A 24023-nucleotide genomic window follows, 5' to 3' on the forward strand; every position below is an offset into this window, starting at 1 on the left:
TGTTCGCATGTCAAAAAAGGCACCAGTTCTTTTGGCTCTTACTTTTTGCCTTTCATGTGCTTGTTTTAACCAAGCTCATTTATTAGGTAACACCATTAATCCTGATAGTGGTCAAATAGTTGCTTCTACTGTTGTTTTTGAGCCTTTTACTGGTTCAATTACAGATAATAAAGTACGGTTACGCACTGGCTCTAGCACCCAATCGTATATAGCTAGGGAAATTTCTTTAGGTCAAGCAGTTACTGTTGTAGGAGAAGATGGAGATTTTTATAAAATACAACCTTTAGAAGATATGCGTGGATATGTATTTGAAACTTTAGTTGCTGATGGAGTTGTTACAGGTAAGCGCATCAATATTCGTCTTTTTCCAGGTCTTGAAGCGCCTATTATTGGTCAATTAACCAAAGGTCAACAGATTAATATTACATCTGCTGCTGTCGATCAATGGTTTGAGATAGAAATTCCATCAATGTGTCATTTTTATTTAGCCAAACAATTTGTAGAAAAAAAAGGCTCTATCCACCTTATGGCTGATATTCGAAAAAGAACAGAAAAAGCCAAAAACTTATTATCTACAGCCATCATTATAGCTGAAAAAGAACTTGAAAAACCTTTTGAAGCTGTAAATTTTGAGTTAATAAAGAAAGATTTCGAATTTTTTAAATCTGAAGGCGCTAAAGATCTTTTAGAAATTCAACGCTTTGCAAATGAGGCCTGGGAAAAAGTTTATTCTCAATATATTCAAAAAAAACTTTCTTTTCTTTCTGGAAAGTCATCGATTAAAGAACCAAATACAGAAGACTCTGCTACTGAACTATTACCTTTAAAAAATGATTCTACATCACCCTTATTGAGTGAAAAAATGTTAGCATGGGTTCCTTTAGAAGATGCCTTATGCTCTCTTTGGATAACCATGAAAGAAGATAGCACCTTTTCCAAAAAAGAATTTTATGCTGCTGAAAGAGAGAATAGCATTGTCTTGTCAGGTATAGTTGAACCCTATAATCGTATAGCAAAAAATTGTCCAGGTGATTTTTTGTTGCGCAATAATGGCTTACCTGTAGCTTTTTTATATAGCACATGTATAGATTTAGATAAATTTGTTGGCAAACAAGTTTCTATAATTTGTGTTTCTCGGCCCAATAATCATTTTGCTTTCCCTGCTTATTTTGTTTTAGAAACAACAACTGCAAATAATCGCAATTGATTAAAAATATGCAATAAAAACAATTAAAATTTTATTTTTTTGATATTTAATAAATTTTTATCTATTTGAAGTTGATACGTTTCTTATTAAGAAGACTAAAAATGAGTATACTATCGCGTCGATTAAATAATTTTTATCCTTTTAACAAATCTTATGGTGTTTAAGATACGAAAAGCCCTTTTAATGAAAGTGAGGCAATATTGTGATATATGTTCTTATTCCGTTTTTTGAAATTATGTTCATATGGCTCATGCTCAATTATCTTCTTAAATTTTTTTGGGGAACTAGAGCTATGGATGTTGTCTTTGGTTTCCTTGTTTTTTTATTCATTTTTTTTATAGCTACTGAATTTAATCTTCCAGTTATAAAAAAACTTATGCTTCATGTTGTGAATATAGCTGCCATTGCTGTTTTCATTATTTTTCAACCAGAAATTCGATTAGCTCTTTCAAAAATTAAAATTAGAGGAAGAAAATATCGAGTAATTAGTGAAGCAGACCCATTTATTAGTGAATTTTCTGCTTGTGTTTATAGCTTTTCTGAAAGACAAATAGGGGCTTTATTTGTTTTAGAAAATCAAGAATCCTATGAAAGCATAGTCTTATCATCAATAAGTCTTAATGCTAATTTTTCAGCTGAATTATTGGAGGCCATTTTTCATCCATCTTCTCCTCTTCATGATGGAGCTGTCATTATCAAAGGAACAACAATTATATCAGCTAAAGCTATCCTACCTTTATCACATGATACTTCTCAATTATCAGCATCTATGGGAACTCGTCATCGCGCTGCTTTAGGAGCAAGTCAAAAATGTGATGCTATTGTGGTCATGGTGTCTGAAGAAACTGGTAAGGTTTCTATTTCTCGTAATGGTATTTTAACTCGGGGTATTAAAATTGATCGTTTTAAAGCCATTTTACGAAGTGTCTTTTTTAATGAACATCCTCGTAAATTTTTTAACTCCTTCCTTGGTTAATCATGAAATCCTCTTTCAAAAATTTTTTGTTTTTAAAATGGAAGCAATTAAGTGTTTCTTTAATTTTTGCTATCATTATCTGGGTTTTAGTAAATCAAACCATTACATTAACTCGCACCATTTCAGATATTCCAATACGTATTATTAATCTCGTACCAGACCAAACTGTCATAGGTCTATTACCTGATGGAATATTAGAAAAAAAGGTATCTATTACTTTAAGTGGAAATAAAAAACTTGTTTCTGAATTACGTAATTCTGATCTTGAATTAGTTATTAATGCTGAAGGACGACGAGAAAGTTGGGTAGCTTCATTTGATAAACGCAATTTAGTAGGTGTTCATCATCATTCAGATATTCAAAATAACCTTCAAACCATACTAGCTAATGATGTATTTATTAATCTTTCACCTCTTGTTACTGAAAGAATTATCATATCTGTCAAACCTCCTATTGGACATGCGCCTACTGGCTATCAGTACTTAGATGTTTTTCCAAAAATACTTTCTCAAGAAGTTACTGGGCCTTTAGAGCCTGTAAAAAAATTAAAACAACAAGGATTAGAGCTTTGTTTTAATATGAATAATATTTCAAAAAAAGAACTTTCTGAATTATATGAAGAAAATAACCTTAATCATGAAATATCTTTTTTAATTCCAGAAATATGGAAGCAAATACCTATTTCTTTTAAAGGCAATGCTCTTACTCCATTAAATGATCCTCATTCAGATAATTTACGGATAGTTTTTTTAAGACAAGAATTGATTGCTCTTGAAAAAAAAATTCCTGTAATTCTTTTTTTTCCTAAAAATACCTCTACTAATTTTAATCCTCATTTGTATGAACTAGGAACAGGAGGAATTATTGAAGAAGAAAATGGCTTTAAAGTACTTTCCATTCCTCTATTTGTAAAAAATGTTAGTCGTCTTTTTTTAGATATTGTTTCTGACCACTTATTACTAGCTATAGTAATTTCTAATCACGATAATAATATTCAAATTAATCATAGCATTGAAGTTATAAATCATAAATTTTTAGAGAATACTTTTGTAAAAGTTTCTTTAAAGGAAGATGACCATGATTTATTTACAAAAGCTCAAGAAGAAAAAGAACTATCATTAAGATTACGTTTTCAAGAATACCTTAGAGAACTTTTACTTTATACTGCTTCTGGAAAACCTTTAAATTTGAATATAGACCTTAATAGAAATAATACTGTTTTGCTAGAACCACATGATGATAAAGGATAAAAAATGCCAGCTGATCGCTTTTTTTGTAATGTACCTCTTTCTAATAAATTAATTTTTATTCTTGATGATCCTAAAGAATTTCATCATATAATAAGAGTTATGAAAAGTTCAGAGGGTGACATAATAGAAATAGTTAATGGTTGTTCTGAATTAGCTCAATGCCAAATTATAAAAATTTCTGCTCATAAAGTATCTTTAGAAGTTATTAATGTTACAGTTTTCCCAAAAAAATCTATACTAACCCTCTATCAAGCATTACCTCGTCCCCATCGCTTAGATTTAATTGTAGAAAAAGGTACAGAATTAGGTATTAATCATTTTATTTTTTTCCCTGGAGAAAAAAGTGAAATCCAACAATTAAGTCCTAATCGATTAACTCGTCTTCAAACACTTGCTATTTCTGCCATGAAACAATGTGGCCGTACTGACTTGCCTTCCATTTCTGTTGTAAAAAATATTCTTAAATGGAAAATCAATGAATTACCTCCTTTATGTTATTTTGGTGATTTAAGCCCAACAGCACCACCTTTTGTATCTTTACACAAAGAACATCTTAATCAAGATCTAGGATTTATTATTGGTCCTGAATCTGGATTATCAGAATTTGAAGAAAAGCATATACGTGCCCTTGGAGCCAAAGGCACAAAATTACATCCATTTATTCTTAAAACAGATACTGCTTCTTTAGTTGTAGCTGCCCTTCTTAGGCATCAAGAAGATCTTTAAATTAATAAATCTCCTACAGCTTTGACGAAAAGGCTATCACATTCATCTGGTGTTCCTTCTTTTTCTAGTATAATAAGATAATCTTCTGCAGCCATTATATGATGTCGAATTCCTTGTAATACTGCAGATTTTTTCCAACAACCACTATCTTTAATTAGGCATGGTAAAATACCTCTTTCTAATGCCATTTGATGAAATAATTGCTCATTGTCTGTGACTGCAATAATTGGAATTGCCAAACAAATGCCAGAAACTTGTCGCGGTAAAAAACCATCTTTAGTAAACACAATGATTGCTTTAATATGTGGAGCTGAAGAAATAGGATCTAAAGCACTTAAAATAGCCTGAGAGGGAAGAATAACATTTTTAAAAAAAAGTGGATTTTCATAATGATCTTTTTTTAAAAATTCTTTTTCTGTAGCTATAATAGTATTTTTCATAAACATCACAGCATTTTTAGGATAATTTCCTGCTGCTGTTTCAGCTGATAACATTACAGCTGATGTATGATCGCACACAGCATTAGCTACATCTGAAATTTCTGCACGAGTAGGTATTGGATTAGTAATCATTGATTCTAACATTTGCGTAGCTGTTACACTAGTTTTACCATGTGAAAGACAACTTTTTAACATACGCTTTTGAAATATAGGCACTTCTACTAAAGATGTTTCAACACCTAAATCTCCCCGCGCAACCATAATACCATCTGCAAGAAGAACAATATCTTGAAAATTTTCTAATCCAGAAGGATGCTCAATTTTTGCCATTATTTTAATCGCTGGTTTTCCTTCTTTTTCAACAAGATCTCTTAAAGAAGAGATATCTTGCCCACAACGAACAAAAGAAGCTGCAATCCAGTCAATATCTTGAGCGCATCCAAATATAATATCTTCTTTATCTTTTTCAGTTAAAAAAGAAATAGGCGCTTCAACACCCTTAAAAGTTAAAGATTTACGCGATGATATTACCCCTCCATGATCAATTTCTAACTCAATAGCGCCTTCTTCAGTAGCTATAACATGTGCCAATATATAACCATTATCAATTAAGACTTGAGTACCTACTGTCACACAATCAATTAAATCAGATGGTGTTAATGAAATAGCTGCACATGTTCCTTCCACATCTTTTTTAACTAACTTGATTCGATCACCATTATTAACAGAAATTTTATTATCTTTAATATGTCCTAAACGAATTTCTGGCCCTTTTGTATCTAATAAAATAGCAAGCGGTACACTTAAAGATTCTCTAATTTCTTTAATTAATCTAATAAAATTGCCATGTGTTTCATAATCTCCATGACTAAAATTTAATCTAGCAACATTCATACCTGCATCGATTAATTCTATGATTTTTTGTTTATCTGCAACAGCAGGCCCTAATGTACATACAATTTTTGTGTGACTAAACATAAAACTATCACCATTTTTTACTTTTTTTTATAATTTGCCACTATCATATTTTTTTATCACAAATAAAAACTATTTGTTTATTTTATATCTATTTTATTTTTACAGATTTTTTTCTTTCGAAAAATTATACTAGAAAAAAAAATGTGTTGATATGAATTCTCAGTGTATCATTTTAAAAAATGTTTCTGTGCATAACTTGAAAGATGTTTCGTTATGTTTAAAGATAGGTGAATTTATTGTTTTTACTGGCGTATCAGGCTCTGGTAAATCATCTTTAGCTTTTCACACTATTTTTGCTGAGGGACAACGACGATATGGAGAATCTTTATCTGTTTTTTTACAGCAATATTTTAAAAATATTAAAAAACCTGATGCTGATAATATTTTAGGATTATCCCCTACTATTGCTGTAGAACAAAGCTCCTCTTTTAAAAATCCTCGTTCTACAGTAGGAACAGTTACTGAAATTTATGATTATTTACGCTTATTATTCGCAAAGATAGCTATTCCTATAGATCCTATTACAAAAAATCCAATTAAAAAAGAGAATAAAGAAAGTTTATTAAATAAAATATTATTATTTTTTGATCAAAAAAAAATTATTATTTTTTCCCCTCTGCTTTTAGTAAAAACAATTAGCATAAAAAAAATCTTACAAAACTTACTAAAAAAAGGTTTTTATAAAATACGTATCAATGGACTTATACAAGATACTGAAGATGCTTTAGATGCAGAATATGATTCATTAACATCTATTGATGTTCTTATTGATCGTTTAAAAATTATAAAAAATAACCCTACTCGATTTACAGAAAGCTTTTTTTCTGCCTTAAAAATTGGGGAAGACCAAATCATTATTTATGATACTGACACAGAAATAAATCATCGGTTTTCTCTATTTACTCAAAATGCTAATGCGGTTCCAGTCTTCACTCCTCAAGACTTTTCTTTCAATCATCCTGTTGGGATGTGCATGACATGCAGAGGACTAGGATATGAACCTTTTTTATCTACCTTAAAACAAGAGGATCTTTCAAAAAAAAATAGCCATTTCCCTAAATTTCATCGCATTACAAATATAGAAGAAAAATTAGATACTTCATTAATTCATCGTAAAATTTGCTCTTCATGTTTAGGCTCTAAATTAAAACCCTTGCCTTCTGAGGCACTTCTTGCAGGCCATACAATTCATGATATTTGTAAAAGAACTATTTCAAATACATATCATTTATTTTTAGAAATTCAACATACCACAAAGATAAAAAAAGGGCTGGAAGAAGTCTTTGACGCTATTTTACAAAGATTAAATTTTCTTGATTATCTTGGTCTTGGATATCTTTCTTTAAATCGTCCAATGCCATCTCTTTCTGGGGGAGAAGCTCAAAGAGTAAAACTTGCAGCTCATCTAGGGTCAAAATTAACTGGCGTTACTTATATTTTAGATGAGCCATCTATAGGCTTACATCCTAGGGATAATCAAAAATTACTCTATGCTTTAAAATTATTACAATCTCATGGAAATACAATTATTGTTGTAGAACATGATGAAGAAACTATAGCTGCTGCTGATACTATTGTAGATTTTGGACCTGGTGCAGGCACCTTAGGTGGTCATATCCTCTACAATGGCCCCTTAAACACATTTATAAAATCTAGCAACACTATTACTGCTAATTACTTAAGAAGGGAAATATCCTTTTCTAAAAATCGCCCTCATAAGGTATCTAATGGAAAAGGCATTCATCTTAAAGGAGTTTCTCATCATAATTTAAAAAACATTAGCCTTTTCTTTCCTGAAGGATTATTTATTGTAGTTACAGGTGTTTCAGGATCAGGAAAATCATCGTTAATTAATGAAGTTCTTTATCCTTTACTCTCTAATAAATTATCTCGAACAGATTATCCAGCTGGTAAATGTCAAAAATTATTGATCTCTTCTTCAATAAAAAAAGTAATAGCCATCGATCAAACATCTATAGGAAAAACACCAAGATCAAACCCAGCTACCTATATTGGCGTGTTTGATCATATTAGACAATTATTTGGACAATTACCTCAGAGTATTTCTGCTGGGTTTAGTTCTAGTCGCTTTAGTTTCAATGTAAGAGATGGTAGCTGTCATGAATGTCTTGGGATGGGAATGATTCGCATTAATATGGACTTTTTAGAAGATTCTTGGCTCACTTGCTCTGCATGTAATGGGAAGCGATTTGACTCTAAAACACTTGCTGTCTTTTACAAAAGAAAAAATATTCATGATGTTTTAGAAATGACTGTTTCTGAAGCTTTAGAATTTTTTAAAACTAACAGTCTAATTCATAAAAAATTAGAAGCACTCTCTAAAATAGGTCTAGATTATCTCAAATTAGGTCAATCTGCTACAACATTATCTGGTGGGGAAGCTCAAAGAATCAAATTAGCCAAAGAACTTTTAAAACCTAGTAAAGGTGATACTTTTTACATTTTAGATGAGCCAACTACAGGTTTGCATATGCATGATGTGAACGCCTTATTAAAAGTATTATTAGACTTAAGTAATCGAGGTAATACTATTACTGTGATTGAGCATAATCCAGAAGTTATGCGTACAGCAGACTTAATTATAGATCTAGGACCTGAAGGAGCAGATGAAGGTGGATATATTTCTGGTTATGGTACTCCAGAAGAAATTGCATTAATCGACAGCCCTACTGGCCATGTCTTAAAAAAATGCTTTAAAAAATCTTCTTTTCTTTTACAGAAAAATACAGAACAGTATAAAGCCCTTGATCATACTATCACGCTAAAAGATCTATCTCAAAATAACCTTAAAAATATAACTGTATCTTTGCCTCGGGAAGCTATTACTGTTTGTACTGGCCCTTCTGGTGCTGGGAAAAGCTCTTTTGCTTTTGACTCGTTATTTGCAGAAGGACAACGTCGATATGCAACGTCTTTTTCCACTTATTTAAGAAACTTACTTCATAAACCTGAAAAACCTCTTTTAAAAGAAGCTCTTGGTCTATCACCTACTATTGCGGTTGAACAACAAGCTACTTCTGTTCAAACCAGTAGTACTGTAGGAACATTAAGCGAAATTTATGATTATTTGCGCATTCTTTACGTCCATTTAGGTATTGCTTATTCTCCTATTAATGGGGAAAAAATTATTTACATCTCGCCTGAAAGCTTAAGTTTAAAAATTATTGAAAAAAACCAAAGCGATACTCTTCTTATTCTAGCTCCTGTTTTTCCTAATAATTATGAATCTTTCAATGATTTTATTTTAAGCATTCAAAAATTAGGATTTTTACGAATTAAAATTGATGAAGAATTATTAGAAATAGATGAAATTTCTTCAAAATATAAAAAATCTTTGAATTTTTCTTTGTTAATAGATAAATTAACTGTATCTCAGAAATTTCAAGGACGCATTAGAGAAGCTATCAGCCAAAGTTTTTTTATAGCTAACAATAGCGTACTTATTCAAACAAACAACACTAAATCTTTGTTTACGCAAGGTTTTTGCACTGAAATTTCAGGTGTAGAATCTCCTCCTATAACCTCTAGCATCTTTTCTTTTAATATGGTAGATGGCATGTGTCCTTGCTGTCGCGGAAAAGGAAAGCTACATAGGCCAACTTTAAATGTTAATGATCCTGATATATCTTCTTCATCTATAAAATCTTTACTTACTTCCATTTTTACAGAAAAAAAAGACCTACAAGCATGTAAAATTTTGATGGCAACTTTAAATATTAAAGAAACTCAATCAATAAATTCTCTTTCTAAAAAAGTTTTAAATCCTTTTTTAAAAGGAATTTCTTCATCTAATAAAGAAAAAAAAGCATTATCTCCTATTCCTGGAATAGAAGATTTGTATATAGCATATTCTCAAGATCATCTTCAGCATCATCCAGGAATTATTTACGAAGAAACTATTTGTCATGAATGCTTAGGAAGCCGGATCATACCTTTAGCTCGTAATGTTTTTCTTGATGGTCTTTCCCTTCCAGATTTATGTAATATGCCAATGCATCAAGCTCTTTCATTTTTAAAAAAAATAGCAAAAAAGGAAGATAAACCTAAAACAGTACAGGAAGTTATTAACCGAATTATTGAAAAAATGACTCTCTTAATAGATATTGGCTTGGAACATCTTAACCTAGGACGTAGCTCATCAACATTAAGTAATGGTGAACGTCAACGAATCCAGCTTGCAAAGCAACTCGGCACTCATTTACGTGGCATTATCTATATTATAGAAGAACCTTCTTCTGGATTACATCCAGCTGATATCAGTAAATTAATTAGCACATTTAAAAAATTAAAAAAATTAGGCAATACCATTGTTCTTATTGATCATGATCCAATGATATTAAAACATGCTGATAAAATTCTGGATTTTGGTCCTGGGTCAGGAAAAAAAGAAGGCGGCTTTTTGATTGCGGAAGGATCTATCAAAGAAATTAAACAAAATCCAAAATCTTTAACTGGTCTTTATCTATCAGAAAAAAAAACCCTACAAAAAAAACCTTTTCGAGAGATTAATTTAAAAAATAGCTTTTCCATAAAAAAAATCAATCAAGGCTTTTTAAAAAATTTTAATATCTCCATTCCATTCGAAGCAACAACTTGTATTATGGGTATTTCTGGATCAGGAAAATCTACTTTAATGACTAAAGTCATTAAACCATTTATAGAAAAAGAAATTATCAAAAAAAGAAGCGTCTTTACTCACGTTTTATATGTAAATCCTCACTTAATTCATAAAAATGGGCGTTCTGATGTAGGCAGTTATTCTACTCTTACAACCTACTTAAGAAACTTTTATGAATGTCTGCCTGAAGCAAAAACTAAAGGTTTAACATCGTCTTTCTTTAGCCGTAACCATAAAGGCGGAATGTGTTCTGCTTGTGAAGGCAGAGGTTTTATTCTTAATGAGATGACCTTTTTACCTGATTTTAAAAGTGAATGCCAAGAATGCAATGGTCAACGTTTAAATCCCTTAAGCCTTTCTGTCCTATATAAAGGTAAAAGCTTTGGAGATATTATTAAAATGACTATTTATGAAATAGTGCAGTTATTTTCTTTTATATCTGAAGTTACTTCCATAGGAGAAATTTTATTATCTCTTAACCTTCATTATCTGCCTTTAGAGCAAGCAATTGACACATTATCTTGTGGCGAAGCTCATCGCCTTAAATTAGCTAAAGAATTAATCAAAAGAAAAGGAAAAAAGATTCTATATCTCTTAGATGAGCCTACAATGGGCCTTCATCCTGAAGACATTAATAAATTATTAAATGTTTTTAATACAATTATTGCTGAAGGTCACACCATTGTGTATATAGAACATCATGTTGATCTAATGAAATTTGCTGATCATATTATTGAGCTTGGTCCTGAAGCTGGTGAGAATGGTGGTTATCTTCTATTTACTGGCTCTCCTGAAAAAATTAAAGGATCTTCTGATTCATTGTCTCGTGCTTTCTTTTAATAAAAAAATATTAAAAATAATTACGAAGAACCTTTAATTGAAAAAAGCGTTCTTTTTTAAGATCCCCCTGACAATGATAATAAAGAAATAACCAACGATATAGTTCTTGCTCTTCTCTTTTAAATAACTTTTTAGAAGATTTAGAACTTATATTATATAATATTTCTGCTGCTAACAAATTATGAGTCTCTGGAAATAGTCCATCACTTATTCCTGAAAAATGAATATGAGCGCTTTCTACATCTTCCATCAGAATTAATAAGCATCCCATCAAAGAAAATAATACAGATGTTTCATTGTTTAACAATTCTATATCATAAAAATAAAGCTTTTCAGCTGCTTCAGCACCTTTATAATCATAGAGCAATGCAGCAATAATTAATGCATCACCTCTTATTTTTTGGTTGAAATCTTCTAAAGGATTACTGTCCAGAATAAACTGCCCTGCCTCTATAGCTATATCTGTATTTCCTTTTACTATTGCTAATTGACCAATTAGTTCTACTGAACGTATAGCTTCAAATAAATTAATTTTTTTTAACTGGTAACATGATGATGGTAACTTATCCCCTAATTTCTTATTTATTAAAATTTGACAAGGATCTTCATGATTATTAATAACAAACATACTTAATTTATTTCTTATTGAAAGGGACTTTTTTACTAAACCTGTTTCTAACAACATAAAAGCAATATCTGCAATGAAAGACTCATCCTTACATAAATTAGGTAAATTTAGAAAATCCATTAAAACCATTTGATTACCAGTACGAAATGCTAATGATGCCATTAAAATGCGATGATTTCGCATTTTGTTAGCCTCATCACCATATTGATAATGATTTTGAATAAATGAAAAAGAATGCCAAGATCCAGTCATCTTTTTTAATAAATAACTAATCCCTTCTTTACAACATTCTTCAGGTAAAAATCGTAATAACAAAAGAATTAAATGATAAAATGTTTTTCTATCTTTCCCAGATGATTGATAAATACGATAAATAATATGCTCTTTAATTGTATCAATAAGGGGATGTTTAGCATACCTTCTTAAAACTAATTCAAGACATTTTAACTCTTCTGCTGTATTACCTTCTTTTTCATAAACTAATGATTTTCCAAGATACTCTAAAGGTGCTCCTGGAGTAAAATGTAATAAAGAAAATTCTTCTAACGCTGCAGCATACAATTTTTTTTTTCCTTTTTTTGCAGCATTCCCTTCTTCAAAAAATGTAATCCCTGAACGAAAAAGTGCTTCTCTGCCAGCTGCCTGCCCAGGAAATGAAGAAGCTATTTGCCTGTACTCAGCACGAGCCATATGATAATTACCATGAAGAAGCAAAGCATCTGGAACTGCTAAACATCCCACTTGAAGATTTTGGCTACCTTCTTCAATTTTTATAATATTATCTTCAAAATCAGCATTTTGTAATAAAACACCTACTCCAGAACCTGTAAGAGGTAGATGTCCAACATATGTTAAAAGAATTTGATGATTTACTGAAAATGTGATTTTATGCCCTGTTCTTTCTAAGCAAACGTGGTGAAAAATATTAGGAGAAAAATGTTCCGAACTACTTCCTACTACTTCTATTCCATCTTTAAATAAACGAATACAACTACCTAAATTTTCTATATCTGGAATTAACCATAAGCAATAGCCAGAAGAAACATGATAGCCTTTTTCTTGATCTGGTATTGTTAGTAAAAATCCAATTCCTTTAGAAAGAGGTTTTAACCTTACATGTGCTGTAATACGTAAATTATGAGCAAACATTGGTGATGCAATTAACATTCCAAACCAATCTGCTGTATCAGTATCTCCTCCATTTAAAGCCAAATGCTGAGAAAGTAAAATGTTTTCTCTAATTTTCCATTGTTTTTTATCTGCTAAATTTAAAGACATTCTTTCTACCCATTGAGAATGTCCCTCCATATGATTACTAAGATCCTTTAATAAATCATTAACACTCAAATATCTTTCTTGTGAAGATGGGTGTAAACATTTAAGCACTATTTTAGATAATAATGGTGGAATATCCCGATATGGAGCAACCTCTTCAGGAGGAAAAATAGTTGGAACTATTTTTGTAGATTTTGTGGCAATTTTCTTTTTTCTTCCAAATGGAAAAGATAATGTTAATAATTGATATAACATCACACCTAAAGCATAAATATCTCCTGAAACTGTAGCAGGCTCTCCACACAAACGTTCAGGAGACATATAACTAGGGGTCCCTACTGGTTTTCCTGGGGATGTTAAAAAAGTTCTACTACTATGATAATACTCAAATTCAGGATCTTCCTCTGGAAGATCTTCAAAAGAAAATGCAGCTCCCCAATCTGATAAAATGACTTCTCCATATTTTCCTATTAAAATATTTTCCGGCTTTAAGTCTCGATGTAAAATTTTTTTAGAATGAGCGTATGCAACTGATTGGCAAATATGACTAAAAATAGGTAATAATGCAGCAACGCTTGTTTGTTCTTTTATTTTTTTATCATTTACTTCAGTTAAAGCAGCTTTAAGTAAAGCGTGTAATGACATACCTTCGATGTATGGCATCGTATAATAAAGATCTTCTTCAGATTGATGTATTGAATAAACAGAAATAATGCCTGGATGCATAAGACGCGCTGCTATAGATGCTTCTCTTAAAAATCGCTTTTTTAAAATATCATGTTTTTTAAGATCTTCGCGAATTTTTTTTAAAGCTACCTTTCTATCACAAATGGGATCATAGACTAAAAACACCTCTCCCATTCCACCTTTACCAATCTGATCAATATATCGATATATGCCTAATTTTTTCATTTTTTATGATTGGTAATAATTACTAACAGATATTTATTATTAATACACAGTAAATCTCAATAATTCATCGATCGCAATAGATAAACATAAGGCTATTTTAACGCAATAATATTCCCTACTTATCCTTCTTTACAAAATTAAAAATACTAAAAAACTCGCCACCTTCCTTTCCAAGGAAAATTTTAAAAAATAAATTAATATGTATTAAGTAAATCTAGATCATAATATTTTTTAATAAAATCCTTCTTTCTTATGTTTTTTACATCGACTATTTGATTACAAATTATTGAAAACAATTATCATTAGATTTTTTTGATTTAAAATCTTATAGCTTTATTTACTTTTAAATATTATAATTAATTTTAAAAAAAATATTCCAACAATACTATGTCTATTTTTACAAGCCAATTTCCCTCTTTGTCTAATTCTTGGAATCTAACATCTTTACCAAATGAAGTACCATCTTCCCTACAAATAACTTCTGGAGATACCATTCAGCAAAGTATTCAATACATGCAGCTCATTTTACAAAATTTTTGTAATGAAATTAGTAAAAATACTAAAGACAATCATAATAATATTGAGCTTATTTTAAATAATATGGATAAAGCAATTGCTGAAAATAAAGAAACTATACAATTAGTTAAAAATACAGCATCAAAGCCTCCTCTCGCTCTTATTCAAAAAGAATCTATTCACTGTTCACCTGTCAATATTATGGCATCTTTATTCTTAGCCATATTCATTATTTCTTTATTTGCCACTGTCATGACCATACTTGGTTTAACTGGCGTGCTTAGTAATGTTTCCATATTTTTTGGCTCTGTTAATTTAGTTTGGGCAGCCAGTAGTTGTGCTGCAGTAAGTATCATTTCTTTAATTGCCTTTGTTTGCTTGAGTGTTTATGGATTTCTTCATAAAGAAATTTCCACTACTATAACAGAAAAAAAAATTGAAACTGCTACCCCAACATTATCTAATACAAATACCATTTATCCATAAAATTATAAAACTCTTCCTAAGTAACAAATCTTTTTTTTTCCATCCATTTATTTATTAAATATTTAACAAATAAATAAATGAATCTTCTAATTCCTTTTAAGAAGCAAAATCGTCCTCTTCACTAGTAAATTATAATTTTATGTTTGTGTTTTTTAGACCCTGCTGTTAGCCTACTTCACTAAATACTCTTTATTTACTTAAAAACAAGGTCGTCAGTATGAATCCTAGTCCTTTCAATTTTTCCACTCAAGGAGCTTCTCCTGCAATATTAACATCACCTCCAAGCACTGTTCAAACTGTTTCTAATGCATATCACAATACTGTAGCAAGCCAATTAGATGCATGCCAAGCACACCTAAATCAATTAGGAACAGCTGTAGGATCATTGAATTCAAGTGTTCCTATCCTACAAACTACTCTTCAAAACCAACGTGGAGAGTTTATCGTTGCTCAAAATGATCTAGCTAACTTAAAGGTTGGAGTGAGTAATTTACAACTTGGTCAAAATCAAATAACCGATGAAATTTCTATGTTAAAAATCAAAGATGAAGAAATCGTTAAACGTAATGAAAAAGAATTAATGACTCAAGTTGACATAATCAATCAAAAAGTAACTCTCCTACAAACAACGGTTAGACAACTTACTGATGACGTTCAAGCTAATGATCCTTCTAACCCTGGTTTTAGAGAAGTTGCCGCTAAAGCTAAAATTGCTTCAACAAATGCGACTACTGGGAAAAAAAATTGCTGCTTTAATGTATGTAGAGGGATATCTATCTCTTTTTTTGTAATTATTGCCTTAGTAGCTCTAGCAGCTCTTATTATTTTTATTCTTTGCATTTTAGGGCATATGCCTTCTGCAGAATCAGCTATAATGGGATGGGAAGGTTCCACAGCTTTTGGAGCTAATGCCATGACAACCATGGCTATTGGAGCTGGCGTTATTTCTATAACTTCTATGCTTGCTGCTGGACTTGTCGCTGTTGGGTGTAAAAAACGCCCTACAACTATAGAAGCGACAAAAGCAGAAATTCAAATTTCTCCCTCTACAAAAAAGTAAAAATAACTACTTGCCCTAAATTTAGATTATACGTAATCATTTTAGGGCATTTTTGTTACTACCAATAGGATTTTTCTATGCCCAACGAATCCCTGAGCAGCCCTACATCTTGTATTTCTTCTGTAGAGGTACCTATGCTTAATGAATTATTACCTCCTCTATCAAATGATGGCATTAATGTCATGCAACAAATTTTGTTTTTAGAAAATAGAATCAACACACTAGCTTTTACCATCTCATCACAAATATGCAGTTTAGCTGCACGATTAGGCGAAAATCAGCAGGAGCATAATTTAATGATGATTGCTACATCTTCTGCATTAGACAACTCATACTTACATATAACTGATATTCAAGATCAAATGAAGTACCAAAATCACATAATCCAACGAAAAGTATTGGACATTCAAATGGATATAGAAGACTTAAGAAAGTACCAACAAGAGATGGTTGTTCATCGTAATTTAAATCTTTTTGAACCCACTCACAGTAGTTATTCTCATCGTAATCTTTGTCGTAAGCTTCTTATTGCTTTTTTTTTACTTATCTCCTTAATCGCTTTAACAGCTCTTATTATTTTTTTACTTTGTCTTTTTGGCCAATTATCATCTTTATCTAATTTATTAGGTAATTGTGGTTTAACTGCTATGCTTGGAGCTAATACATTAACCACCTTATCTATTATTGCTGGTGTAACCATGAGCACTTCAATGATTTTAGCTGCTATCACTGGCTTAGCTTGGAAAAAACAAACTACCCCTTCCTCATTTCCATCATCTACATCATCACCAACTGTATTAAAAAAAATCTCTCAATCAATCACTACTGCATTAGAAGTATTTAAAAAGAAATAGCTTCATATTATTTTATTGTTTTTTAATAAAATTTTATTATAATTTTTTTTAATACCTTTTGCTTATGAATGGAATGATAAAATATCCTTCAAGAGATTACTTAGAATCCTCGTCATTTTTACCAGCTCATTTATGTAATAATAATTTATCAAATAAAAATATCTATGAAGTACAATCCAAACTTTCTGTATTACAAAACCAAATAACACAATTAACTAATAATTCCATCTCTACAATACAGTTAGAAATGTTAAAAGATGAAATTTCTGACATCAAACAAAAAATTACTAATTCAAATCTTAATGCGCCTTTACCTCATGCTTATGTTTTTTGTAAGAATAATCGTAGACATAACCTTTTACGTAATATAATTATAACCTTTTTCTCAGTAGTTTCTCTCGTTGCCTTAGTTGTTCTTATTACCTTATTAGTCTGTTTTTTTGGACGAGCACCTTCTCTCACTAGTTTTATTGCTAATAATCAAGCATTTTTAATTCTTGGGCATAATGCATTAAGTTGTTTATCTATTATAGCCAGTGTTGTCATGATAACTTCAATGTTATTTGCCTATATTATTAGCGTTAATTGTAAAAAACATCTTTTAATAAAATCACAAAAACAAGCATCCATACCCCTTACATATATTTATCCCCCTGAAATACAAGAAGTATTGTCAGCATGCACAGAAGAACAACAAGCTTTAGATTTAAACTTTCCTATATATACATTACACCATTCTTTTGAATAATCTTTAGGTAAAAAAATTATCTTATATTGTAAATAATAAGAATATCATTGTAGTATTGCTTCACATATTTTTTTTTACAAAGAAGGTTGGTATGAAAAAATGTTAAGAGCTTTTCGCCTCCTGTTTAATCTTTATCCAGGAGAAGAAAAAAAATCAGGGTTATTTCTTTTACTTTGTCTTCTTTGGGGTACTGGTAGTTATGGCACTCTTACGCTTTCTGAAGGTATGTTCATTGAATACGTTGGTACTCCCTTACTACCTCAAGCGTATTTATTTTCTTCTATTTTTGTATGTTTTTGCTCTTTTTTTGTTTTAAAAATTTTAAATTCAAAAAAAAAATGGTCGTCTCAATGCCTTTTTTTAGCGCCTTTATCTGCAACTCTTGCTTTTAACCTTTTTCTTGTTCTTTTACTTGTATTTACTCCTCCAGAAAACCTTCGATTATTTTGGATTTTTTATAAAATAATGGGCTGGGGCCTTACTATTTTATCTTTTGCTACTTTTTGGACTTTTGCAGATCAATATTTTGATTTACAAGATGGAAAAAGATGCTTCTGCATGCTTAATGCAGTTATTTTTTTAGGCGATGCTCTGGCTGGTGGCTTAATTTCTTTTTGTATTAATAAAATTGGACTTATTGGTCTTGGTATTATTTTTAGTGGATGTATCTTAATTTCTTATCCATTAATTTTTTTTATTATCGCTCAACTGAAATCTATATCTGCTGAATTACATTTAATAGGCGATAATGAAAATAAACCTTCTGCAAAAACAATTTTTGAAACAATTTTTAAATCAAAATTTACTCTTTTTTTAATTGTATTTTATTTTTTAATGCAATTATTAGCTATTAGCACTGATTATATTTATTCTCAAAGTATTGTAGACTTTTTTATTGATGCAAAAGAACATGCTATCTCTGCTTTTATAGGTAAAGCTAGTATATTTATTTCATGTGGAAACATGATTTTTGCTTTTTTTATTTATGGCCGTTTTGTTAAAAAAATTGGCATAAATAACATCATTTTAATAGCACCTATTGCTTTTTTTGCTCTTTTTTCTTTATGGCTAGGGAAAACAGCTTTTGTTTTTACAATTTTAGGAATGGTTGCAAGAGAAGGACTTACCTATACTTTAGATGACAATAATCTTCAGTTATTGATTTCTGGGGTCCCTAATCGCATTCGTAACCAAATTCGTATTATTATTGAATCATTTGTAGAGCCCTTAGGCATGTTTTTTTGCTCAATACTGTGCTTTATCTTTCCTTTTCGTCAAAAAGTTTTAAGTCTTGCTATTTCTTTTTTAGCCGTAATCATCGTCTTTATTATTAGAAAGCATTACTCATCTGCAATTTTTGCAAATTTATCAGCTGAACATATTGCTTTTCATCGCAAAGGTGAAGAACACTTAAAACAATTATCTAAAAAAGAAAAATATAAAGCAGAAATGTTTTTGCTTACTTTTTTAAAAAATGGCACAGAAGAAGAACAATTAATTGCCTTTGAATATCTATTAAAAATTGGATCTCACTCTATTTTACCTAAATTGTTAAATCATATTAAAAAATTCAGCGCATCCAAAAAATTAAAGATTTTCCAACTTTTATCAGATAGTCCCTGGTCTAAAGATCCTCTAGTTTTAGAACTATTAAATCGTTGGTTAAAAATGTTCCCTCATCCAGCTATTAAAAGTGCTATTCATCTTTATTTTTCAAGACATGATTTATTAAATTCAGAATTAGTTATTGAAGACTTACACAGCTCCTATACTGAACTTAAAGCTGCAGCTATTTTAACTATAAAAAAACAAAAAGAAAATAATCCATATTATCATATAGCATTAAAAAATCTTAAAGAGATGTTAAATTCAGATAATAATCATGAAATTTATACTGCCATCTATATTTTAGGTATTGAGGCAAATGAAGACAATATTGACTACATTCTCCCTTTTCTTACACATCCATTAACCTCTATTCAAACAATCGCAGCAAAATCTTTGTTTTCTCTTGTAAAACCTTCTTCAATTCATGCTCATGATCAATCAGAGTTTATTATAAAAGCATTACCAAAAATGATTGGTCGAGAATCAAGATCTTTTGCTTTACAAGCTTTAGAAAAAATTATTAATGATCAATCTATTCATCAATTAATTATTACAGCAGTTTTATTTCGATTTTCTGAACGAAATTTAGTAGAGCGTATTGCTTTAAAATTAGGCCCTTCCATCTTTAATACTTTATTAAATATTCTTCAAGATAGTTGTATCCATGATCGTGCTCGCTTAATTGCCGCTCTTATTCTTCATAAAATGGACCATGAATTTTTAAAAAAATATTTAGATCAAGTACTCAAAAATGAAATAAATAAAGCTTATTTTTACATATATCATGAATCTTACATACAAGAACAATACTCAGAGCATGACTTAGAATTACTCCTTAATACACTAAAGAGTGCCTATGATTCTGTAGTAGATTTTATTGTTCAATTAATCTGCATCTCTGCTTCTTTTTCAGATTTTGAAGCTCTTTCTTCATCATTAAAAAGTAAGCAAAAAAAGATCAAAGCTCAAGCTCAAGAATCATTAGAAAAGGGATCGAGTAAAGTTATATTAAAGCTATTGGCGCCATTACTAGAAAGAAAAATACACATCAAAAGCTTGCAAGCTGCTTACCTTATCAATGGTGGCTCACCTTTTTCATTAATTGAACTACTTAATACAATGTCCAAATCTTCTTTTATACAAAATCAAATTGTTTCAAAAAAAATAATGAACGATCTTAATCTCAATAATTAGCCAAGGAGGAGTCATGAATAATTATCATTCTATTATAGAAAAAGCTTTTTTACTGAAAACCATTCAAATTTTTTCTTCTTTAGATTTAGATTTATTATTAGCTATAGCTGATAAAATGGAACATTCTGAATTAAAAGCTGGTGATATTATTTTTTCTAAAGAAAATCAAGGATCATCTTTGTATATTATTGCTAAAGGAATTGTAAATATTATTGATGCTAATGATCAAATCATTACTAGCTTAAGCTGTAGTGATTTTTTTGGAGAAGAGACAATTTTTAATGATAAAGTACGAACCTATAGCGCAGTATGCAATAGCGCTGTTACAATTTTGTCTCTGCAAAAAAACCAATTATTCAATATAATTTTTGAATGTCCATCTGTTGCTATATCAATCATAGAATGTTATGCTGATAATTGCAGTTTTAGAACTAGAAGAATAGAAAAATAACTTTTTATTAAAAGTAAACTATCATAAAAAGCTATTTTTCCTTAAATGAACCAATATATTTATTTTTTCATATTTTCAATGAAATTGATGGCATCACCCACTGTTCTTAAAGAGGCAGCTTGATCTTCAGAAATTTCAATTCCAAATCTTTCTTCAAAAGTCATGACCATTTCTGTTAAGTCAAGACTATCAGCATTCAAATCTTCTATGAAAGATTTTTCAGCGACTACTTCATTAGCATCAACACCTAATTGTTCTACAATGACATCAATAACTTCTTTTTCTAAAGACATAAATTTATCCTCTAACTTCCTTATCAAAAACTCCATTTTATGACAAAAGGAGTTCATGAGATTATATTTTCTGAAACCTTTTTTTGCAAAGCCCCTTTGCAATTCAGTAAATAATTAAATAGCTCCCCCATCAACAGTGATAACTTGTCTTGTAATATAATCAGCTAATGGAGAAGCCAAAAAAACTGCCACTCCTGCAATGTCATTAGGTGTTCCTGCTCTACCCAAAGGAATTGCAGATATCCAATGCTTAGTTTGCTCTTCAGAAAGAGCTGCAGTCATATCTGTTTGAGTATATCCTGGTGCTATACAATTTACTGTAATACCTCTGGCTCCTACTTCTTTTCCTAATGATTTAGTGAATGCAATAATTCCTGCCTTAGATGCTGCATAATTTGTTTGTCCAGCCTCTCCCATTATTCCTACTATTGATGTAATATTAATAATTTTTCCAAAGCGCTTTTTCATCATATTACGAATAGCTGCTTTACAAGTTCTGTAAACAGATTTTAAATTGACATCCATAACCTGGTCCCAAGCTTCTTCTGTTAAACGCATAAGAAGAGCATCTCGAGTAATGCCCGCATTATTTACTAAAATATCTAAACGACCAAATTTTTTTTCAATTCCAGCTATTGAGTCATTTACTTGCTCTGTACTAGTAACATCTATTTTTTCAAAAAAAACTTTTGGTTCATCAGATTCTAACTGTCCTATCAGCTCTTCCTCTAATGCCTTTCCAATCTTTGCATTGGTGCCCCAAAATATGACAGTGGCCCCTTGGTTAATAAAAGCTCGTACAATGCCAGCTCCAATACCTCTAGTTCCACCTGTAACAAGAGCTATTTTATCTTTTAATAATTCATTCATAAATTTTTCCTTATCATATATTTTATCATTTATATCTTTAATATAAGGCTGCTAAATTTCTTTTTTGTTTTAAAAATTTTCTAATTTTACAAACAAATCTTTTAATCCCTCTACACTATTTAAATTTAATGTAGGAGCCTTTACCCCTATCTGTTTATTTAAGCCCATTAAAGTTTTTCCACAGCCAATTTCAATAAATAAATCTGTTTTTTTATTAATATTAGACATACTTTCAACCCATCTAACAGGCGATGTGACATGCTTTGCTAAGTTATCACGTATTTCTTCAATATCATTTACTACTCCACCTGTTTTATTCATAACAAGTTGACTATTTCCTATTGATAAAGAGACTTCAGCAAGAACTTCTCTAAGCCTATCCTGCGCTATTTGCATTAAAGGACTATGAAAAGCCCCATCTACTTTTAATGGTATAATTTTTTTTGCTCCTGCCTCAATTAATAACTTTGTTCCATGCTCTACACCTTTGATGGTACCTGAAATTACTGTTTGTACAGGAGAATTGAAGTTAGCTATCCATACTTGATTTTGTTTTTTTAATGCTTGCAAACTATTTTCTATTAATTCTCCACTTAAACCCATAACAGCAGCCATAGTGCCCTCAATAGAACGACAAGCTTCAACCATAAATTTAGCTCTAGCATCTATTAATGAAAGACAATCTATAAAAGATATATAGGACGCTGCTGTAAGAGCTGAGTACTCACCTAAACTTAATCCAGCACAAAATGTTGGTATAATATGAGGCATCTCTTTTTGTAAAATAGATAAAATACTCATTGAATTAAGATAAATTGCTATCTGACTATGATTTGTTTCTTTTAAAAGACTTTCAGGCCCTTCAAAAACAATATTTTTTAATTTTCTTTTCAATATATCTTCAGCTTGTTCAAAAAGCCTCTGGACTTCAGAAAAAGCAGAAAAAAAATCTGCGCCCATTCCAACATACTGGGCACCTTGGCCTGGAAAAAGAAATGTAAAATTTTTCAAGAAATATTCCCCTTACAATTTTTTAAAATTAAAGATCCCCATGATAGTCCACCCCCAAATACAGTTAATAAAAGGTTATTACCATCTTCTAAAGGATGTTCTTTTCGTAATTCATCTAATGCTATCCCTATAGAAGACGCTGCTGTATTTCCATATTTATGAACATTTTTAAAAATGCGAGTAGATGGAAAATGTTTACCTACAGCATTAATGATACGTATATTTGCTTGATGTGGAATCATCCAATTAATATCTGTTTCATTTAAGTTTTCCATTTTCAAGCATTCTAGGGAAGATGATATCATTCTTCGTACAGCATGCTTAAATACCTCTCCACCTTCCATATAAAGAAATTGCCCTTGCTCTGTTATTGTTTTTTCTGAAATAGGATTTCTACTGCCACCTGCTGGTAGCATAAGTAATTTAGCTAAACTTCCATCTGCTCCTAAATTAGCAGAACAAATTTCTAGACCTGGTCCTTCATCACTTACAACACAAGCTGAAGCACCATCTCCAAATAAAATACATGTAGCTCGATCTTTATAATTTACAAATGAAGAAAGTTTATCCCCTGAAATAACTAAAACATTTTTATACATGCCTGAAACAATAAAGCCTTTAGCTAAAGCAAGACCATACAAAACACCTGAACAAGCTGTCATACAATCAAAAGCAGGTACTCCCTGCAACCCTAATTCATTTTGTGCTAACGCTGCACTACTTGGAAAAATATAATCAGGGGTTGATGTACAAAAAATGATTATTTCAATATTTTCTTTTGAGACATTAGCATCTTCCAAAGCTTTTAAAGCCGCTAATGCTCCCATAGAAGAAGCATATTCATCAAGATCTGCCAAACGCCGTTCAAGAATACCTGTTCGAGTTTCTATCCACTCACATGTAGTATCCACCATTTTTTCTAAATCAGCATTCGTTAAAATATTTTTTGGTAAATAGGAACCAGTACCTTTAATAAAGGCCTTTTTTTTTCTTTCAGTCACAACAACATCCGCAGAAGTTAAATTCATCCCAGAATAACAAAACATTGCTTTAAATTAAAA

The 24023-nt window shown here is 30.6% G+C and carries 17 protein-coding genes; 11 read left to right on the top strand and 6 right to left on the bottom strand.

What is annotated here, in order from left to right; genetic code table 11:
• Positions 1–7 precede the first annotated feature (7 nt).
• The 4 genes from CLAVI_RS04605 to CLAVI_RS04620 all read left to right on the top strand — a co-directional run bounded on the left by CLAVI_RS04605 (position 8) and on the right by CLAVI_RS04620 (position 4159).
• Positions 8–1207, top strand: coding sequence for an SH3 domain-containing protein (locus tag CLAVI_RS04605; protein WP_194844421.1), 1200 nt, complete (start codon positions 8–10; stop codon positions 1205–1207).
• 235 nt (positions 1208–1442) lie between these two features.
• Positions 1443–2183 carry a diadenylate cyclase CdaA gene (gene cdaA, locus CLAVI_RS04610; protein ID WP_194844422.1) on the top strand — a complete coding sequence of 247 codons (741 nt, stop codon included), beginning with the start codon at positions 1443–1445 and terminating at the stop codon, positions 2181–2183.
• A 2-nt stretch (positions 2184–2185) separates the two neighbouring features.
• The gene (locus CLAVI_RS04615; protein ID WP_194844423.1) at positions 2186–3433 is read left to right on the top strand and encodes a YbbR-like domain-containing protein; all 1248 of its coding nucleotides are present in this window, start codon (positions 2186–2188) and stop codon (positions 3431–3433) included.
• A gap of 3 nt (positions 3434–3436) precedes the next feature.
• A complete protein-coding gene (locus tag CLAVI_RS04620; protein WP_194844424.1) occupies positions 3437–4159 on the top strand; it encodes an RsmE family RNA methyltransferase in 723 nt (240 codons plus the stop codon).
• Here the strand turns inward: CLAVI_RS04620 and pyk are convergent.
• Entirely contained in the window at positions 4156–5577 is a 1422-nt protein-coding gene (gene pyk / locus CLAVI_RS04625; RefSeq protein ID WP_194844425.1) for a pyruvate kinase, read from the bottom strand. The genes CLAVI_RS04620 and pyk overlap by 4 nt on opposite strands.
• A 151-nt stretch (positions 5578–5728) precedes the next feature.
• On the opposite strand from pyk, the gene uvrA reads away from it, so the two are divergent.
• Positions 5729–11056, top strand: coding sequence for an excinuclease ABC subunit UvrA (gene uvrA, locus CLAVI_RS04630; RefSeq protein WP_194844426.1), 5328 nt, complete (start codon positions 5729–5731; stop codon positions 11054–11056).
• A 10-nt stretch (positions 11057–11066) separates the two neighbouring features.
• On the opposite strand, the gene CLAVI_RS04635 is transcribed toward uvrA, so the two are convergent.
• Positions 11067–13871, bottom strand: a complete 2805-nt coding sequence (locus tag CLAVI_RS04635) for a protein kinase domain-containing protein (protein WP_194844427.1) — start codon at positions 13869–13871, stop codon at positions 11067–11069.
• Between the two features lie 387 nt (positions 13872–14258).
• On the opposite strand from CLAVI_RS04635, the gene CLAVI_RS04640 reads away from it, so the two are divergent.
• The 6 genes from CLAVI_RS04640 to CLAVI_RS04665 all read left to right on the top strand — a co-directional run bounded on the left by CLAVI_RS04640 (position 14259) and on the right by CLAVI_RS04665 (position 20788).
• Complete coding sequence (locus CLAVI_RS04640) at positions 14259–14873, top strand: hypothetical protein (protein WP_194844428.1); 615 nt, start codon at positions 14259–14261, stop codon at positions 14871–14873.
• Positions 14874–15090: 217 nt separating this feature from the next.
• Positions 15091–15933: a hypothetical protein gene (locus CLAVI_RS04645; protein ID WP_194844429.1), complete on the top strand. Its 843-nt coding sequence runs from the start codon at positions 15091–15093 to the stop codon at positions 15931–15933.
• A 77-nt stretch (positions 15934–16010) separates the two neighbouring features.
• Positions 16011–16787 (top strand): hypothetical protein, encoded by a 777-nt coding sequence (locus tag CLAVI_RS04650; RefSeq protein WP_194844430.1) that lies wholly within the window; start codon positions 16011–16013, stop codon positions 16785–16787.
• A gap of 64 nt (positions 16788–16851) precedes the next feature.
• On the top strand, positions 16852–17535 hold the full coding sequence (locus CLAVI_RS04655) for a hypothetical protein (protein WP_194844431.1): 684 nt from the start codon (positions 16852–16854) through the stop codon (positions 17533–17535).
• A gap of 99 nt (positions 17536–17634) precedes the next feature.
• On the top strand, positions 17635–20337 hold the full coding sequence (locus tag CLAVI_RS04660; RefSeq protein ID WP_194844432.1) for a hypothetical protein: 2703 nt from the start codon (positions 17635–17637) through the stop codon (positions 20335–20337).
• Positions 20338–20350: 13 nt separating this feature from the next.
• Positions 20351–20788, top strand: coding sequence for a cyclic nucleotide-binding domain-containing protein (locus CLAVI_RS04665; protein ID WP_194844433.1), 438 nt, complete (start codon positions 20351–20353; stop codon positions 20786–20788).
• Between the two features lie 59 nt (positions 20789–20847).
• On the opposite strand, the gene CLAVI_RS04670 is transcribed toward CLAVI_RS04665, so the two are convergent.
• The 4 genes from CLAVI_RS04670 to CLAVI_RS04685 all read right to left on the bottom strand — a co-directional run bounded on the left by CLAVI_RS04670 (position 20848) and on the right by CLAVI_RS04685 (position 23990).
• Positions 20848–21081 (bottom strand): acyl carrier protein, encoded by a 234-nt coding sequence (locus CLAVI_RS04670; RefSeq protein ID WP_194844434.1) that lies wholly within the window; start codon positions 21079–21081, stop codon positions 20848–20850.
• 114 nt (positions 21082–21195) lie between these two features.
• Positions 21196–21951 carry a 3-oxoacyl-ACP reductase FabG gene (gene fabG, locus CLAVI_RS04675; protein ID WP_194844435.1) on the bottom strand — a complete coding sequence of 252 codons (756 nt, stop codon included), beginning with the start codon at positions 21949–21951 and terminating at the stop codon, positions 21196–21198.
• A gap of 69 nt (positions 21952–22020) precedes the next feature.
• Positions 22021–22962 (bottom strand): ACP S-malonyltransferase, encoded by a 942-nt coding sequence (gene fabD, locus CLAVI_RS04680; RefSeq protein WP_228547645.1) that lies wholly within the window; start codon positions 22960–22962, stop codon positions 22021–22023.
• A complete protein-coding gene (locus CLAVI_RS04685) occupies positions 22959–23990 on the bottom strand; it encodes a beta-ketoacyl-ACP synthase III (protein WP_194844447.1) in 1032 nt (343 codons plus the stop codon). The genes fabD and CLAVI_RS04685 overlap by 4 nt, the downstream gene beginning before the upstream one ends.
• Positions 23991–24023: the final 33 nt, after the last annotated feature.

It is taken from the genome of Candidatus Clavichlamydia salmonicola, assembly GCF_015356765.1.
Taxonomy (GTDB): Bacteria; Chlamydiota; Chlamydiia; order Chlamydiales; family Chlamydiaceae; genus Clavichlamydia; species Clavichlamydia salmonicola.